Origin of the sequence: Novipirellula galeiformis (assembly GCF_007860095.1) — a bacterium.
In the GTDB taxonomy this organism is placed as follows: Bacteria; Planctomycetota; Planctomycetia; order Pirellulales; family Pirellulaceae; genus Novipirellula; species Novipirellula galeiformis.
In genome coordinates, this window is record NZ_SJPT01000008.1 from 67,810 (window position 1) to 81,604 (window position 13,795).

The window sequence follows — 13,795 nt, forward strand, 5'->3', positions numbered from 1 at the left end:
ACCTAATGGTTTTGGCGCTCGTTATTTAGGTCCGGCAACGGAAACAGAGGTCTGATTTCAACCGTGCCTTTCTTCGCGGGCGGCAACCGCGCAGCGATCGCGATCGCTTCGTCGAGGTTGTCGACGTCGATGATGTAGTAGCCGCCAAGTTGTTCGGTTGTCTCTGCAAAAGGACCGTCCGTGATCATCCGGTTGCCATCGCGAACGCGAACACTGGTGGCGGTCATTACCGAATGAAGCGGCGCCGAAGCGATCCACTTGCCTTGCTTTTCAAGTTCCTCGCAAATGCTCATCGACTCGATCATGCACTCGGTACGTTCGTCTTCCGTCCAGCCGCTTTCCGTGCCGTAGATCAGTAGCATGTATTTCATTGTTCGTTCTCCGGAGAATTTGATTGTTGCTTCCCAGCCGCGAGCCGAAATACGTCGGGATTACGCAGTCCGAGTGCGACCCACACGACAACCCCCATGATGATCGGAATAAAAAATGGCTCGCCGACACGAACATGCGTTGCTGTGGCACCGCCCATGTAAGCCGCGATCAGGATCGCGGCAACGAATGATGTCCGTGGAACGAGAAACAGAATCGAAATCGCAGCTTCGACAATGCCGATCTTGAACATCACCTCTTCCGTCCAGCCCATGTTGGCGAACATTTCAGCTTTGCCCTCCCACTGAGTGACTTTGCCCATTGCGCTAGCCCCGATCAGGAAGAGGGCGATTAAAACGCTCAGCCCCCATCCAATCATTCTCAATTTCTTTGATCCGCCTGTCATTTCTTCTCCCGTTTCTTCGTTGGATTTGGTTGATTGAATTCAAACGCACGTGCTTGTGATGGGATGCAAGTCGAATTGCACCGCGTTGCTTCGGACGTCAATTGTCCGTGTGCGTCAGGGTTGCTCTGCGGGGACCATCACCATCCATCCGACGCCAAATTTGTCGGTTACCATTCCATACCGCGGCGACCAGAAAGTCTTCATGAGCGGCATGTCGACGTGGCCGCCTGCGGCGAGTGCGTCAAATGCGGAATCGGCGGCGGTTTCGCTTGGAACTGACAACGCCAAGCGAAAACCATCGAGCTTTGAGTTGTCGTCGCAACCATCTGACGCCATGATCGTCATCTTCCCGATGGTAAACGACGAGTGCATGATCCTGTTCTCGAATCCAGCTTGCAACATGCCATCAGGCACTGGATCGGGACTTTCGTTGAAACGCATTTTCATGACGACGCTCGCGCCGAGCGCCTGCTCGTAGAATGCCAGAGCCTCTTCACAACGACCGCCAAAGAACAAGTACGGTTGAACCGAAGCTTCTTGCAGCGACATCTTTTGCAACAAGGAGGCTTCTTGATCGCGGATCTCGCCTTGGGGGTCGTTCTCGGCAAAGTCCTCCATCTCGTACAGCGGACGGATGTCGATGTCGGAGTCTTCGAGCATGGGATTGGGGCAGCGTTTGACCCATTCCACCGCTGCCTCGATTGAGGCGACTTCCCACAGCCAGAAACCGGCGATCAGTTCCTTCGTTTCCGCGAAAGGCCCATCGGTCACGGTTCGATCGTTGCCATGAAAGCGAACTCGTTTGGCTTCTGAGCTTGGCTTGAGTCCTTCGCCGGCTTTCATGACGCCAGCTTTGACCAGTTCCTCATTGAATTGGCCCATTGCGGTAAGCAATTCCTCGCTGGGCAATTCACCCGCTTCGGAACGCTTCGTCGCTTTGATGATGACCATGACCTTCATTTTTCGTTTCCTTGTTTTGGTATCCAATCGGTTGCAATTGTTTTTTGGAAGCCGCGTCAATTGGTTAGGTGCGAGTGTGTTTGCCAGCCATGAATTGTCTCCATTTTCCATCGTCAGCTTGCAACTCGCTGGTAAACAACCAATTTTCGTTGTCGAGGATTTCGATGGTGTCGCGATACTTGCAACGACCGCTGCCGTCGAACGCCGGGCCTTCGGATTCGAGTGGTAGTCGTTTTCCCGATTCGTCAACAACGCCCTGGTAATGCCAGATGTTGGTCATCATGGAACCGACAAACGTGCCGACATATTGCTTCCGTTGGGGGTCGTAACCGAGTGTCATGATCGAGGACCACAATTCGGCTTCCGACGATTCGCCGCTACTCTCACAGATCAGCCACATTCCGCCGAGCGACCGGCAATTCATCACACCCAATGTGGTTGAAATCTTGCCATCGGGCTCTTGGCATTCGTGCTCAATCTTCCACTGGCCGATCAGTGGGTCGAGCCATTGGTGTTCGTGCTGTGGTTTAGCGAACATGGTTGTTTTTTATCCTTTTTCTAAAATGGAGTAGCCGTTGATGGACAGCGTGGGGCGTCCGCAAACGGCATTTCGATACTGGCTTGCGTTGCTGAGTGTGTCTCTGAGTGATTTAAGCATCTCGGATGCCGAGGAAGATGATGCTGAGGAAGATTGAGAGGCAAACGATCGCAGCAACGCCTCACGCGATTGAAGTCGTGTGCAAACCGCTCGCAGACCCATCCAGGTAGCGCCGCCCAGGTAGCGCCGCCCCACTACGGTTCGGATTTTTTGAATTTCTGCGTGCACGCCGCGATCAGTTCATTGGTTTGTTCGTCCGCCGGTCGGATTTCAAACGGTCCCATCTTCACCCCCGGATGATTCGACATCAGTGCGATCGCATGATTCAAGTCGCGGGCTTCCAACAGCAAGATACCGCCGAGCATTTCCTTGGTTTCTGCGTACGGACCATCGGTCACGTCGACCGAATCGTTCTTGATTCGTAAGGTCACCGCGTTGCGAGCCGATTGCAGTGCTTCGCCGCCGAGAAAATGCCCGCCGCGACGCAGTTCATCGTCGTAAGCAAAGCACTCCTCCATCATTCGCGTGCACTCCTGTTCGGATAGCGATTCCCACTTTGACTCTTCAATAAATCCCATGCATACAAATTTCATGTCTTGGTCTCCGGGGTTGGGTTGAAGCACAAGCATCGTGCGATTCGTTGGCGTTTATGTCTTAGTCGATCGGCGGGGACCAAAATCGACATGCTTCCCAAAAAAAATAAGAAAGCCTCTGAAATGCGGTCGTACCCGCCTTCGGTAGCCAACGATCGATTGCCTTTCATGTTTGACCTGAGGGTGATTGACGATCTGGCGGTTGCCAGAGTGGCTCTCGGTCCGATGCGGAGCCGTTTGCTGTTTGAGCATTCGGAGCCTGAGTCGGCGTCCCCTCCCTGAGTCGGCGTCCCCCCCCCTTCTGTCGCGGCGTGCTGGGATCATGAACGCGGTAGGTGGGAATCATGAGGCAAAGGCTCATCCCCCTCCAGTCCTTCGGATACTCGAAACGAATGGCTGCTCGGTTCACCCATCCAAAGTCGATTTACCCAACGAAAGGCGTTTCGCCCAGCGAAATGCAGCTGAGGACCGCGCCCATGTGTGACGAGCCCTCCCTTCGGGGCTCGCCGATTCACAACCAACGTGCCGAATGTGCCGTGAGAATCAAAAGGGGCAGTGAAGGGAGCAGGGTGGCTGAGGGGAACAAGGTGGCTGAAGGGAACAAGGTGGCTGGTCATTTTCATGACTGGCGGGCGTCATGAAGTCGAATTGAGCGTCACGATTTTCTTTGCCAGGAACCGTCGTTCCGGCTCCTGCTTTGCCAACATCAAGGCAAGCTCGAAGGCCGCTTTCGCATCGGTGAATCGGCCTAAGCGGTTCAGCAGTTCGCCTCGTGCCGCATGGATGAGGTGGTAGCTCGGCAACTCGCCCCGTTGAATAATGTCGTCAATGATTTCCAATCCGGCGGAAGGGCCATCATGCATGGCGATCGCTGCCGCCCGATTGAGTTCAACGACGGGAGACGGGGTTGTGTGAAGCAACGCATCGTACAGTTGGACAATGTAGCCCCAGTCGGTTGCCTCGGCTGACTCGGCGTCAGCATGTGCAGCTGAAATAGCGGCCTGGATGGTGTAAGTGCCGACCGAGCCCGTTGCCATGGCTCGATCGATGAGTTGCTTTCCCTCGGCAATCAGTTGCCGATCCCAGAGTGACCGGTCTTGATCCACTAGCAAGACAATATCGCCATCGGGCGTAAGGCGGGCTGAACGACGAGATTCGTGCAGTAGCATCAGCGATAAAATGCCCATCACCTCTTCGGCGGCCAGTAATTCAAGGACGAGCCGAGCAAGTCTTATCGCTTCATCGGAGAGATGGGTTCTGATCAATGAGTCACCCGATGAAGCCGAATATCCTTCATTGAAGACGAGGTAGATCACCGAAAGCACAGCGTCCAATCGGTCGGGCATGTCCTGTTTCGACGGAATCACATAAGGAATTCCGGCGCAACGAATTTTCGACTTGCCGCGTACAATTCGCTGCGCCATGGTCGATGGATTGGTGAGAAACGCACTCGCGATTTCTTCGGTCGTCATCCCGCAGACCTCTCTCAGCGTCAACGGAACCTGGACTTTCGGGGCAATCGCGGGGTGACAGCAGGTGAAAATCAATCGCAGGGTGTCGTCTTCGATCTCAAGGGCCGCCCGGCTCTCGTTGGCTTGTTCAATTTCCTCAAATCGAGCCACAACTTCTGGCCGCAGTTCGGTCAATCGGCTCCTTCGCCGCATGATGTCGATCGCATGGAAACGCCCGGTCGAAATCAGCCACGTGCGTGGATTGTCGGGTACCCCTTCGACCGGCCACTGCTTCATCGCGGCGGCGAATGCCTCGTGCAAGACTTCTTCGGCAAGGTCAAAATCACCGAGCAAGCGAATCAGCGTCGCAAACACCTGGCGAGACTGGCTGCGATAAACCTGCTCAACAAGTTCAGGGAGATTGCTCATCGAGACGCTCCCGCTTGGTTCAATCCCGTTCGAAGCGTCCGTTCCGTCCAGCTCGAAGCGTCGTCGAGCCGTGCTGCGTTCCGACGACAAGGTCGGCGCTGTTGATGACGACGACGCTCCACAAGTTCCGCCTTTTCAAGAACACTGAAGGGGTTGGGGGATGGACGCCATGGTGACATCCAACGTCTTAATCCGTTGCGAGACTCTACTTTCGCCCCTAGCCCACTCGACGAAAATTGACGGGCCGTGTGAGGCCGAGAGCGTGTGAGGCCGAGAGAGCTTGAAACGAAATGGTCAGATCGCCTTCGGCCATGAACGGTTGCTCCTAATCTTAATCCTACTCTTACTCTTAATCATCAAGATTCGCGAGGCCGGGTTTGCGTCGAGTCGGGGTTTGCGTCGAGGCGGGGCGATGCGCGGTGACCGTCGCCGGCATTTCGGGCACTTCGATGGGGGGAACCACGCCAACGTTGCCTGTGGCAGTGAGTCTCAATCGCTGAATATTCGAGTCGTTAATTTCCGAGTCGTTAATCGTCTGGTCGCTCGTGTTGTCAACACAAACCGATGGCGACCGCCTCATTGACGCCGAGGTTGCCCCGCTGTCGCGGCTCTCCTGCGTCCGGAAGCAATCGAGATGGCCGAGCGTTGCCATCGAGCGTTGCCATCGAGCGTTGCCATCGAGCGTTGCCATCGTTCGGATAACGATTCAAGGCAAGATTGGGGATTAGGAACCCTGTTCATGGCCGAAGGGCGTGAAGGGTTGCGAGAATTTTTCGTTCATGACTGCTGACATTTTTCTTCGTCGCCATCGTTCAAGCCGTGGCCCTCGATCCAGCAAATGATGAGACGGACGCCGTTTTCACGGCGCGAATGACGACCGTTGCGATCCCCACGCCGTTCCGCATCCCCTCAGTAGGGCGTTGCTGGACCGATTCCGCTAAACATTTACGCTCCTGCGTCGAGCATCGAGCCTTGCGAGAGGAGTGCAAAAGCGTACGCTTTAGGCTCATTCTCTCCTTCCGCGTGCAACTTTTGACGGCAAGTTAACCATCCATGACGGGCTCTTTATTGGCGGTCTATTGTATTTTGATCATTGCCGGATCCGTCACGGGGGGATGGTTGCCTGCGATCATTCGGATGACCCATTTGCGAACTCAATTGCTGATGAGTTTCGTGGCCGGATTGATGCTGGGCATTGCGATGCTGCACATGTTGCCACATGCGTTTCAACTGATGCACTCGGCGCCGTTGGCCGGTGGAGCTGCGTTGGGGGGGATCGTTGCCATGTTCATTCTGCTACGCGCGTTCAATACGCACGCTCATGGGGCCATTGAAACCTCCAGTGGCGAAGCGAGCGGGGCTGGCCACGACCATAGCCACGATCACGATCACGACCATGATCATGGCCACAAACATACTCATAGCCACAAGCCATCCCGAGACATTGGTTGGCTGGGAATGTTGCTCGGGCTGGGCTTGCACACGCTGATGGACGGCGTGGCGCTCGCGGCGAGTGTGACCGCAGAATCCCACCACAATCCGTGGTTGGGACTGGCGGGGCTGGGGACGTTCTTGGCCGTCGTGTTGCATAAGCCGCTCGATGCCTTTGCGATCACATCGGTGATGCGAAAGGGAGGCTGGACATCGACTCAGCAAAGCTTGGTCAATTTGACGTTCTCGTTGGCGTGCCCCATCGGTGCGATTTTGTTTTACATTGGTGTGAACTACCTGTCCGCTGACGGAACGCTGTTGGGGTGGGGGTTGGCGATCTCAGCGGGCTTCTTTATCTGTATTTCGCTATCGGACTTGCTGCCGGAAGTGGCGTTCCATGATCATGATCGTTTAAAGTTGACCTCGGCGCTGCTGATCGGCATTGCCTTGGCCGTGGGGATCGAAAGTCTGCCTGGGCATAGCCACACCGTCACCCCACCGGTTGTGGATGCGGTGACGTTGGAAATGGCAAGCGAGACTCCCTAGCGCGGGCGATTCACCCGGGAAACGCAGCGCGCTCGCAGCACGATTCGCCCCCTACTCAGAACGCCACCGCGGAAGCACCGCAGTCTCTGGTGGTTCTGCTTCCCTTTCACGGCAAGGATTGACGCGTGCAAACGATCATCGATTGGTTGGCGACATTGCAATGGGAGCGACTTGTTCCCGAGTTGATTGGCAAGGCATTGGGCTTTTTGACCGGTTTTGCCGCCAGTTGGTTTTTGTTGTTTCGGCGTCGGCTCAATGCAATTCAGCGGATGCAATCGGGCGATTCAGATGACTTTATCTTTCAGATGCATTGTCTGTTTCCCTCCGCCGGCAACGACGATCAATTCGTGCTGTTGTTTCGCAACGTGGCGCCGAAAACCACGCTGAATGATTTGTATGACAACATCGCCGTGCGTGAGGTGCTGAAGGAAATTGCAGACCAAACGACGCTCGAGAATCCAATATTGCAAACGCAAGGAACGCTTGGGTTTGAGCTGCTGAACGATGCGGTCGGGCATCTCGCCGGCTTGTTGGCATCGACGCCGTTCAAACGCGAGGCTTGGTTGTTTGCGATGACCTGTGAAGATCGCCAAGTGGTGCGTAAGAAGTGCGTTCGCTGCTTTCTGATTCGGCCTGCCGATTTGGAGCGATTCTTGGATTGGCAATGGTGCCAAACCAACGTCTTGGTTGAAAAACCGTGGCATTGGTTTCGGGTCGTGGCATTGCACCGGATCGCGTGTGAGTGGCAGCTCGAGCAGCAGATGGCGATCCAAGAGGCAGATCGCGGGCAAGATCATGAGATGCCGCTCGTCGACAAACAGGTCCGTCACGATCGTGTGCGGATGTTGTCGCTAGGGTTGAATCAGGATGAAATTCCCGTCGGTCAACCGCATCGGATCGATTGGGAACGTCATCTACCAAGTCTCGAGAAAATGGGGCTCCGGTTAGCCGCGCCGCGACCCGACGAGGTGAGTCCTGAGGAACCGGTTCCACCCCCGTCGTGATGAACGCGGTACTGCGAGCGGATCAAGTCCGAATTTGATCGCGGGGAGTCAATCACCTCGAGTCAATCGCGGGGAGTTGTCCGGTTGTGTCGTGGCGTGTCTTGTTGTGGTGCGGTGTCGCAGACTCGCCCTGTTCCCTCGGCGACCTGTGCTTCGCAAAAGGTTAGACTACCGCATCGCTGTACTCCATTCACGCTCTCTCAACCCCCACGCACGCCTGCAATGCTTCAAGATCCCCCCGTTTCCGATTACGACCTGCACTTCGAATTGTTTGGATTTCGGGTCCGAATTGCTTGGTCGTTTTGGCTCGGAGCTTTAATTTTTGGATTTTATTTGGTCCGCGCCGTCGATGACCGATTCATTGCATCCGGAGACGGCAGTCCAGGAAAATTGGCGCTGCTAATCTTGTGGGCGCTATGCATGTTGGTCTCGATTTTGATCCATGAATTGGGGCATGCGTTTGCCTTTCGTCAGTTCGGTATTCAGTCTTCGATTGTGCTTTATCACTTCGGTGGGCTAGCGATTCCGAGCTCGACGTTTGGTACCGGTCGCGGGTCGGGACAGCTAAACGAGAAGCAAGATTTATGGGTGGCTTTGGCTGGTCCTCTGGCCCAAATCGTCTCGGCAATGTTGTTAGTCGGCGTCTTCGTGGTGTCGGGATTTCGAGTCGAAGCCCTGGCCTGGATCGACAGCGTGGTGCCCTTGGGTTTGACCAAGATTCCGGGGGTGATGGAGGGCGATCCGATCACCAGTTCCGGCTTGTATGCGTTGGTGTTGTTCTACACTTTTCCTAGTGTTTTGTGGGCGCTTTTGAATTTGGTTCCTGTTTGGCCACTCGATGGCGGACGGATCATGAACTCGCTTGTGCTACTCAATGGTGGACGTCGCGAACAAGCGCTTTGGATCAGCGTTTTTGCTGCGGGGTTGTTGACGCTGTATGCGTTTAACCATCGTCAAACGTTTATGGGCATCTTGTTTTTGTCGTTAGCGTTTAGCAATTACCAAATGTTGCAACAGACTGGACGTTGGCGATAAAAACCATGATCGATTTTGAAGTTCAAATGCACCGCATGCGTGGCAGCGGTGGTCCGCGCAAAAGCGAACTTCGATTTCAATCCACGACGCATCGCTTCGTCGACGCGTCGTGAAGATGGACGCTGCGATTTTTGATGTCCGTTGATCAAATCGAGATCAGCAAATCGATCGCGCAGCGACGTCACGTAACAAAAAAAACTTTCTCTGCAAGCGCATTTTTCATGAAAAAGATGTTGCGGAATTCTGAGAAGCGCGTACAGTTACGCGCAGTTTCTAAACGGTTGAAAGCAAGGGCATCATTGATGTGGATCATCAACGCTCTGAGATTCAACTTCCAATCACGATTGGTGAGCCGTGGCCGGTGACTTTTAGAACGCGGTTCTAATAAAGTCACAAGGACTCACCAACGTGCCCTTTCTCGCGGAGGAAGAACGTGGCCAAGAAAAAAGCAACGAAGAAAAAAGTAACGAAGAAGGCTGTAACCAAGAAGCCTGTTACCAAGAAAGCAGCAACCAAGAAAAAGGTCGCTAAGAAGGCTCCTGCTAAGAAAGCACCGGCCGCTAAGAAGGCAACCAAGAAGAAGGTAACCAAGAAAAAGGTAACCAAGAAGAAGGCCGCTAAGAAGGCTCCTGCGAAGAAAGCACCAGCGGCTAAGAAAGCTACCAAGAAGAAGGTCACCAAGAAAAAGGTAACCAAGAAGAAAGTAACCAAGAAGAAAGCCGCTAAGAAGCGTCGCTAGTCTTTGAGGGGCTTCCTTCACTCGACTGAGTGGCAACGGAGTTCAAAAAGCCGCGTCGGAGTTTATGCTCTGACGCGGCTTTTTTTTATGCCGTAAGTGACAACTCAATGCCAATATGGCAGCTTCGCGTTGATCGCAAGCGAGACCAACCCAAGGGCGGAGCATCGCCGATCGCGGGCACGATTCGCACTCGCGATTGCGTTCGCACCCGCGATTGGATGATCGCAGAGCGTGCCTACAGCGTTGGCAAACTGGGTTTCGGTGGGTTTGCGGCGGCCTTCGATGCGAGGGCGCGGACGAGTGCTTTCGCCGTCGTTTCGAACGGCTTTCGAGCGCGATCATTTTCGCAAAGCGCGGTTGCCAACCGCCCTTCGTCTCCCGCGGTCCGCAGTTCAATGTCGATCGGCAATGCACCGAGGAATGCAATCCCCAGCTCCTCGGCCTTCGCTCGCGCTCCACCGCGTCCAAAGATGTCGTAGGTCTTGCCACAGTCCGGGCACGTGAATCCGCTCATGTTCTCAACCATCCCCAAGATCGGAATGTTGACCTTGCGAAACATGCTGATCGCCTTGATCGCATCGAGCAAAGCGACTTCTTGTGGGGTGCATACCACCACGCTGCCCGCAAGCGGCAGCGCTTGCGAAAGCGTCAATGCGATGTCACCGGTTCCGGGGGGCATGTCGATCACGAGGTAGTCGAGTTCGCCCCAATGGGTGTCGCCTAAAAATTGGTTGATCGATCCGTGTAACATCGGACCACGCCAAATCACCGCTTGGTCGGGCTCGACAAGGAAGCCCATCGACATCACCGGCATCGGCGGACGACCGCTGTCATCGCTTAGCATGATTGGCTCGATCTTCTTGTCGGAGTTCACGGCGGGGCGACCGGACAATCCCAGCAGGTGCGGAACGCTAGGGCCGTACACGTCGGCGTCCATCAATCCGACCTTGCTGCCGAGTTGTCGCAACATCAATGCGATCGAAGCTGCCACGGTGCTCTTGCCGACCCCCCCTTTGCCGCTGCCTACTGCGATCACGCTTTTGACGCGTAGACCGACTTGGCCGAGGCGTGCGGGAGGCCGCACGTGCTCGATGACCTCGACCTTCGCTTGAGTTCCTGGCACTGCAGCGACGATCTTGGCTTCGATGGCTTCGGCCACCTCCTCCGCGATCGGTTGAGAGTGGGACGTCAGCGCCAACGTCACGGTGGCGGAGTGGCCTTCGACTTGGACGTCCTTGATTTGCCCCATCGAGCCAATCGGACGTCCAGTTTCAGGATCAGGAAACGATTCAATCGCAGCGCGAACAGAGTCAGGATTCAAAGCGGACATGGATATCGATTCAAAGAAAGTTGAGGGGTTGCGTTGCACAGGCGACTCGCCCGCGTTGTGAAAAAAATCGGGCCAGTCGCCCGCACGATGGATTCGAACCAGAAAGGTTGACCGCAATGCACCGCCATGGCAAGTCGGTAGCCGAATCAGTCCCGACGCGTCGGCGCTGCGAAACAACGCCGATTGATTCGGGCGGCGACGTTTTGTAGCGATTCAGGATTGCGTAATTGGATGGCGATACCGAACTCGGAGATCGCGGGGTGCAACGAGCTCGGAATCCGGGTGATGCCGGCCAATTGAATGACCTCCGGGAACGCCCAGCGGGTCTCGGTGATGATGCGGCACTTCGCCGCAATCGATTTGGGGGCAAGTTCCCAGAGTACGATCACGGGGGGGCGTCTGCGAAACGTCCGCTTGGGGTGACGGCCGGCAAGTCGGCCAGAAAGCAGGTTGGGAAGCTCTTCCGCGTCGCAGGAAATCACGACGGGAACCCATGGCTCCGCCAGCCCCTCGGCAGCGAAGCGACGCGCAGCGTCGGCCCAGCGGTTGCCCTGCTCGCAAACGAGCCAGGTCACGTCGTCGGAGGACTCAAGCAATTCATTGGCGATCGCTTTCATGTCTGCTCGCGATCCGCAGGCGAGGCAGGCTTCTTAGCGGTGGTTGTCGGCTGGGCGTGCTTCGGATCGCTTGTGACCGACTCGATTCGGCGTAGCAATCGCGAGCGTGTGATACCAAGCAAGCGGGCCGCCGCGGCGCGGTTGCCGTCGCTCGCCTCCAACGCGCTATGGATCATCTTCAATTCAAACGACTCAAGCATTTCGTCCAACGAAACACTTTGCACCTTGCGACGTTGTGCGACATCACCGGGACGGAATGAGCGTATCGCCAGAGGGAAATTTTCGGGGCCAATCGCGTCTCGCGTCGCACTTCGCACCGCGTGCCGCATCGCGGCATCGAGTTCTTCGAAATTGTTCGGCCAAGGATAGATGACCAACGCGTCAAGCGCCGCGCGACTTAGTCGTTCACCCACCCCTTCGCCTGCGGCATGACGTGCATCGACGACCGCGGCTGCTAGCAGTGGGATGTCTTCGCTGCGAGAGGAAAGGGGATCGATGGTGACGGTTAGCGAAGCGAGTAGATCGGCCAGGGCCGCGTCGACGGGTGGCTTGGCCCGCTCGCTAACGTTTGCATCGTTGCTGGTGCTCGTGCTCGAGATCGCGTTGGTATCAATGCACGACGCGTCGCTGCCAAGACCGAGCAACCGCAGACGGCCACTGTGCGAGAGCAGCAGGTGAACCAGATGTCGCTGAGCATCCAGCGGCATCTCATCCAACCCACGTACCAAGACCGTCGCCTGGGCTTCCGGCGAGCTTGCGAGTTGATTGACGACCGGTACGATCGACGCATCGAGTAGTTCAGGGTCCATCAAGGGGCCGTCGACGATCGCGATCGCTTCGCGCGGCGCCGATTGTTGGTGGATGCGCATCGCGATGGACTCCGAATGACACCCCGTGGGGCCAAACAGTCCGATGTGAGTGCGCACCGAGGATGCGACCTGAATTCTGGCTCGCAGACGTTTCGCCGAGGAGGAAACGCCAGCCGTGGCGATGGTGGCGATGCCCGCGTGGCGTTTTCGCCATGCATCGAGTTGTTGCCGCACCGCGGCCGCGTCGGCAAGTTCCTCGTCGGCCACGCGGTCACTAAACTGTCCACCGATCGCAATCGTTAGCCCCGACTCGCCTTGTCCCACGCGGACGAAGCGAACGTCGATGGGGGCGATGCGACGATTGGCATCGCCCGCGGGCTGGACACGCAGCGAAGCGGTGCCGCGCCGATCGAGCCCCGGAGGGGGCGAGAGCGTCGCGGCGAGCAGATCGAGGGGATCGTTTGAGAGCGGGCTCCCTGCGATCGCACGACGCTGCAGCAGGTGGGCTCCGTCGATCCCCAGCCATTTCGCTGTCGCAGCCGACAGGTAAATGAGTTTGCCCTTAGGGTCGATCGCCCAAAACGGTGCATCGGACGCGTCCAGTAGACGCATCAAGTTGCGGATCTTTGTTCCTGCGGTCATGGATTCGGTGTGCTCGCGACTTGAAACCCCGCAGACGCTTAAATGGGAGCCCCTCAGGCCGCCATTGCGCCGCGAACGCTGTCCCAACAGATTGCGGGGGGTTCCCCGCCTGCCGAGTCGCGTGTCGGTTGAGAGACGCAACGCAGGAGCCTGGGGACGATCGCAATCGAGGGCCCTGGTTGGCTCTCAGCAGCTGAGTGCTAGCGTTAGGAGTGCTTCGCCCTCGAAGCAGGGTTGCTTCGTCCTAGAACACGTCGAGGATAAAGTGATGGCCTTGGTGAAAGCGGCGACTGCTGGGGTAATAGTTGTGCCACTTCTTGTTGTACACCGGAATCCGCATTTCCTGGGGATAACGATGGTACAGGCTATCGCTGCTTTGGAAGTATTCTTGGCTGTAAAAGTTTTGCGGGTAATAGACGTAGGGGTAGTGATAGAACCGGTTCCAATCACGGGCACCCGCTTGCCCGCCCCAATTTTGACCATAAGCGCGTTGGTCGGCCGAGGCCGAATCGGCCAACGCAAAACAACTGCCAAACAAGACAGCGGCAAACAATAAATGGCGGAGCATCCGAGGCTCTCCCTCTGAGGGGCGACAAGTGGAAGGCCAAAATGGCCCGTGTGGTATCTCGCAAACGTGCGTACCGTCACTATCGGCACATCTGGTATCATCGGTTGAGTCGTTTTGGTCTGCGATTTTAAAGCGGAAATGTGTCACGATGATGGCTCACCCCCACCCTCGACTTCTCGGTTCCCCTCGCCTGCACCTATGATTGGGTGTTCGCCATGATTCCCTTGATGACGTTGCTATACTGGTTGCTATACTAGGAGCACGATCA

15 protein-coding genes are annotated in these 13,795 nt (G+C 56.2%); 4 read left to right on the forward strand and 11 right to left on the reverse strand.

Annotated features, from left to right (window positions below):
* Positions 1-2: 2 nt before the first annotated feature.
* From Pla52o_RS19915 to Pla52o_RS19945, 7 genes are all read right to left on the reverse strand, one after another.
* Positions 3-371, reverse strand: a complete 369-nt coding sequence (locus Pla52o_RS19915) for a YciI family protein (RefSeq protein WP_146596394.1) — start codon at positions 369-371, stop codon at positions 3-5.
* A complete protein-coding gene (locus Pla52o_RS19920) occupies positions 368-775 on the reverse strand; it encodes a DoxX family protein (RefSeq protein WP_146596395.1) in 408 nt (135 codons plus the stop codon). The genes Pla52o_RS19915 and Pla52o_RS19920 overlap by 4 nt, the downstream gene beginning before the upstream one ends.
* Positions 776-889: 114 nt before the next feature.
* Entirely contained in the window at positions 890-1,735 is an 846-nt protein-coding gene (locus tag Pla52o_RS19925) for a YciI family protein (protein ID WP_146596396.1), read from the reverse strand.
* Between the two features lie 64 nt (positions 1,736-1,799).
* Positions 1,800-2,273, reverse strand: a complete 474-nt coding sequence (locus Pla52o_RS19930) for a DUF1579 domain-containing protein (protein WP_146596397.1) — start codon at positions 2,271-2,273, stop codon at positions 1,800-1,802.
* A 254-nt stretch (positions 2,274-2,527) separates the two neighbouring features.
* On the reverse strand, positions 2,528-2,926 hold the full coding sequence (locus Pla52o_RS19935) for a YciI family protein (RefSeq protein ID WP_146596398.1): 399 nt from the start codon (positions 2,924-2,926) through the stop codon (positions 2,528-2,530).
* Positions 2,927-3,561: 635 nt separating this feature from the next.
* Positions 3,562-4,806 (reverse strand): RNA polymerase sigma factor, encoded by a 1,245-nt coding sequence (locus tag Pla52o_RS19940; RefSeq protein WP_146596399.1) that lies wholly within the window; start codon positions 4,804-4,806, stop codon positions 3,562-3,564.
* Positions 4,807-5,155: 349 nt separating this feature from the next.
* Positions 5,156-5,497, reverse strand: coding sequence for a hypothetical protein (locus Pla52o_RS19945; RefSeq protein WP_146596400.1), 342 nt, complete (start codon positions 5,495-5,497; stop codon positions 5,156-5,158).
* Between the two features lie 362 nt (positions 5,498-5,859).
* Here Pla52o_RS19945 and Pla52o_RS19950 point away from each other — a divergent pair, with 362 nt between their 5' ends.
* The 4 genes from Pla52o_RS19950 to Pla52o_RS19965 all read left to right on the forward strand — a co-directional run bounded on the left by Pla52o_RS19950 (position 5,860) and on the right by Pla52o_RS19965 (position 9,561).
* Positions 5,860-6,783 carry a ZIP family metal transporter gene (locus tag Pla52o_RS19950; protein WP_146596401.1) on the forward strand — a complete coding sequence of 308 codons (924 nt, stop codon included), beginning with the start codon at positions 5,860-5,862 and terminating at the stop codon, positions 6,781-6,783.
* Positions 6,784-6,908: 125 nt separating this feature from the next.
* Positions 6,909-7,787, forward strand: a complete 879-nt coding sequence (locus Pla52o_RS19955) for a hypothetical protein (RefSeq protein WP_146596402.1) — start codon at positions 6,909-6,911, stop codon at positions 7,785-7,787.
* A 222-nt stretch (positions 7,788-8,009) separates the two neighbouring features.
* Positions 8,010-8,822 carry a site-2 protease family protein gene (locus Pla52o_RS19960; RefSeq protein WP_146596403.1) on the forward strand — a complete coding sequence of 271 codons (813 nt, stop codon included), beginning with the start codon at positions 8,010-8,012 and terminating at the stop codon, positions 8,820-8,822.
* Between the two features lie 433 nt (positions 8,823-9,255).
* Positions 9,256-9,561 (forward strand): hypothetical protein, encoded by a 306-nt coding sequence (locus Pla52o_RS19965; protein WP_197169382.1) that lies wholly within the window; start codon positions 9,256-9,258, stop codon positions 9,559-9,561.
* 235 nt (positions 9,562-9,796) lie between these two features.
* Here the strand turns inward: Pla52o_RS19965 and Pla52o_RS19970 are convergent, their stop codons facing one another.
* The 4 genes from Pla52o_RS19970 to Pla52o_RS19985 all read right to left on the reverse strand — a co-directional run bounded on the left by Pla52o_RS19970 (position 9,797) and on the right by Pla52o_RS19985 (position 13,527).
* On the reverse strand, positions 9,797-10,891 hold the full coding sequence (locus Pla52o_RS19970) for an Mrp/NBP35 family ATP-binding protein (protein ID WP_146596404.1): 1,095 nt from the start codon (positions 10,889-10,891) through the stop codon (positions 9,797-9,799).
* Between the two features lie 146 nt (positions 10,892-11,037).
* On the reverse strand, positions 11,038-11,508 hold the full coding sequence (locus tag Pla52o_RS19975) for a hypothetical protein (RefSeq protein WP_146596405.1): 471 nt from the start codon (positions 11,506-11,508) through the stop codon (positions 11,038-11,040).
* Positions 11,505-12,959, reverse strand: a complete 1,455-nt coding sequence (locus tag Pla52o_RS19980) for a helix-turn-helix domain-containing protein (protein WP_146596406.1) — start codon at positions 12,957-12,959, stop codon at positions 11,505-11,507. Before Pla52o_RS19980 ends, Pla52o_RS19975 begins: the two co-directional genes overlap by 4 nt.
* Before the next feature lie 244 nt (positions 12,960-13,203).
* Complete coding sequence (locus Pla52o_RS19985) at positions 13,204-13,527, reverse strand: calmodulin-binding protein (protein ID WP_146596407.1); 324 nt, start codon at positions 13,525-13,527, stop codon at positions 13,204-13,206.
* Positions 13,528-13,795 lie beyond the last annotated feature (268 nt).

Excerpts from the sequence above, each read along its gene's own strand:
- Pla52o_RS19915 (WP_146596394.1), bottom strand. The coding sequence starts at position 371 with ATGAAATACATGCTACTGATCTACGGCACGGAAAGCGGCTGGACGGAA.
- Pla52o_RS19920 (WP_146596395.1), bottom strand. The coding sequence starts at position 775 with ATGACAGGCGGATCAAAGAAATTGAGAATGATTGGATGGGGGCTGAGC.
- Pla52o_RS19925 (WP_146596396.1), bottom strand. The coding sequence starts at position 1,735 with ATGAAGGTCATGGTCATCATCAAAGCGACGAAGCGTTCCGAAGCGGGT.
- Pla52o_RS19930 (WP_146596397.1), bottom strand. The coding sequence starts at position 2,273 with ATGTTCGCTAAACCACAGCACGAACACCAATGGCTCGACCCACTGATC.
- Pla52o_RS19935 (WP_146596398.1), bottom strand. The coding sequence starts at position 2,926 with ATGAAATTTGTATGCATGGGATTTATTGAAGAGTCAAAGTGGGAATCG.
- Pla52o_RS19940 (WP_146596399.1), bottom strand. The coding sequence starts at position 4,806 with ATGAGCAATCTCCCTGAACTTGTTGAGCAGGTTTATCGCAGCCAGTCT.
- Pla52o_RS19945 (WP_146596400.1), bottom strand. The coding sequence starts at position 5,497 with ATGGCAACGCTCGATGGCAACGCTCGATGGCAACGCTCGATGGCAACG.
- Pla52o_RS19950 (WP_146596401.1), top strand. The coding sequence starts at position 5,860 with ATGACGGGCTCTTTATTGGCGGTCTATTGTATTTTGATCATTGCCGGA.
- Pla52o_RS19960 (WP_146596403.1), top strand. The coding sequence starts at position 8,010 with ATGCTTCAAGATCCCCCCGTTTCCGATTACGACCTGCACTTCGAATTG.
- Pla52o_RS19970 (WP_146596404.1), bottom strand. The coding sequence starts at position 10,891 with ATGTCCGCTTTGAATCCTGACTCTGTTCGCGCTGCGATTGAATCGTTT.
- Pla52o_RS19975 (WP_146596405.1), bottom strand. The coding sequence starts at position 11,508 with ATGAAAGCGATCGCCAATGAATTGCTTGAGTCCTCCGACGACGTGACC.
- Pla52o_RS19980 (WP_146596406.1), bottom strand. The coding sequence starts at position 12,959 with ATGACCGCAGGAACAAAGATCCGCAACTTGATGCGTCTACTGGACGCG.
- Pla52o_RS19985 (WP_146596407.1), bottom strand. The coding sequence starts at position 13,527 with ATGCTCCGCCATTTATTGTTTGCCGCTGTCTTGTTTGGCAGTTGTTTT.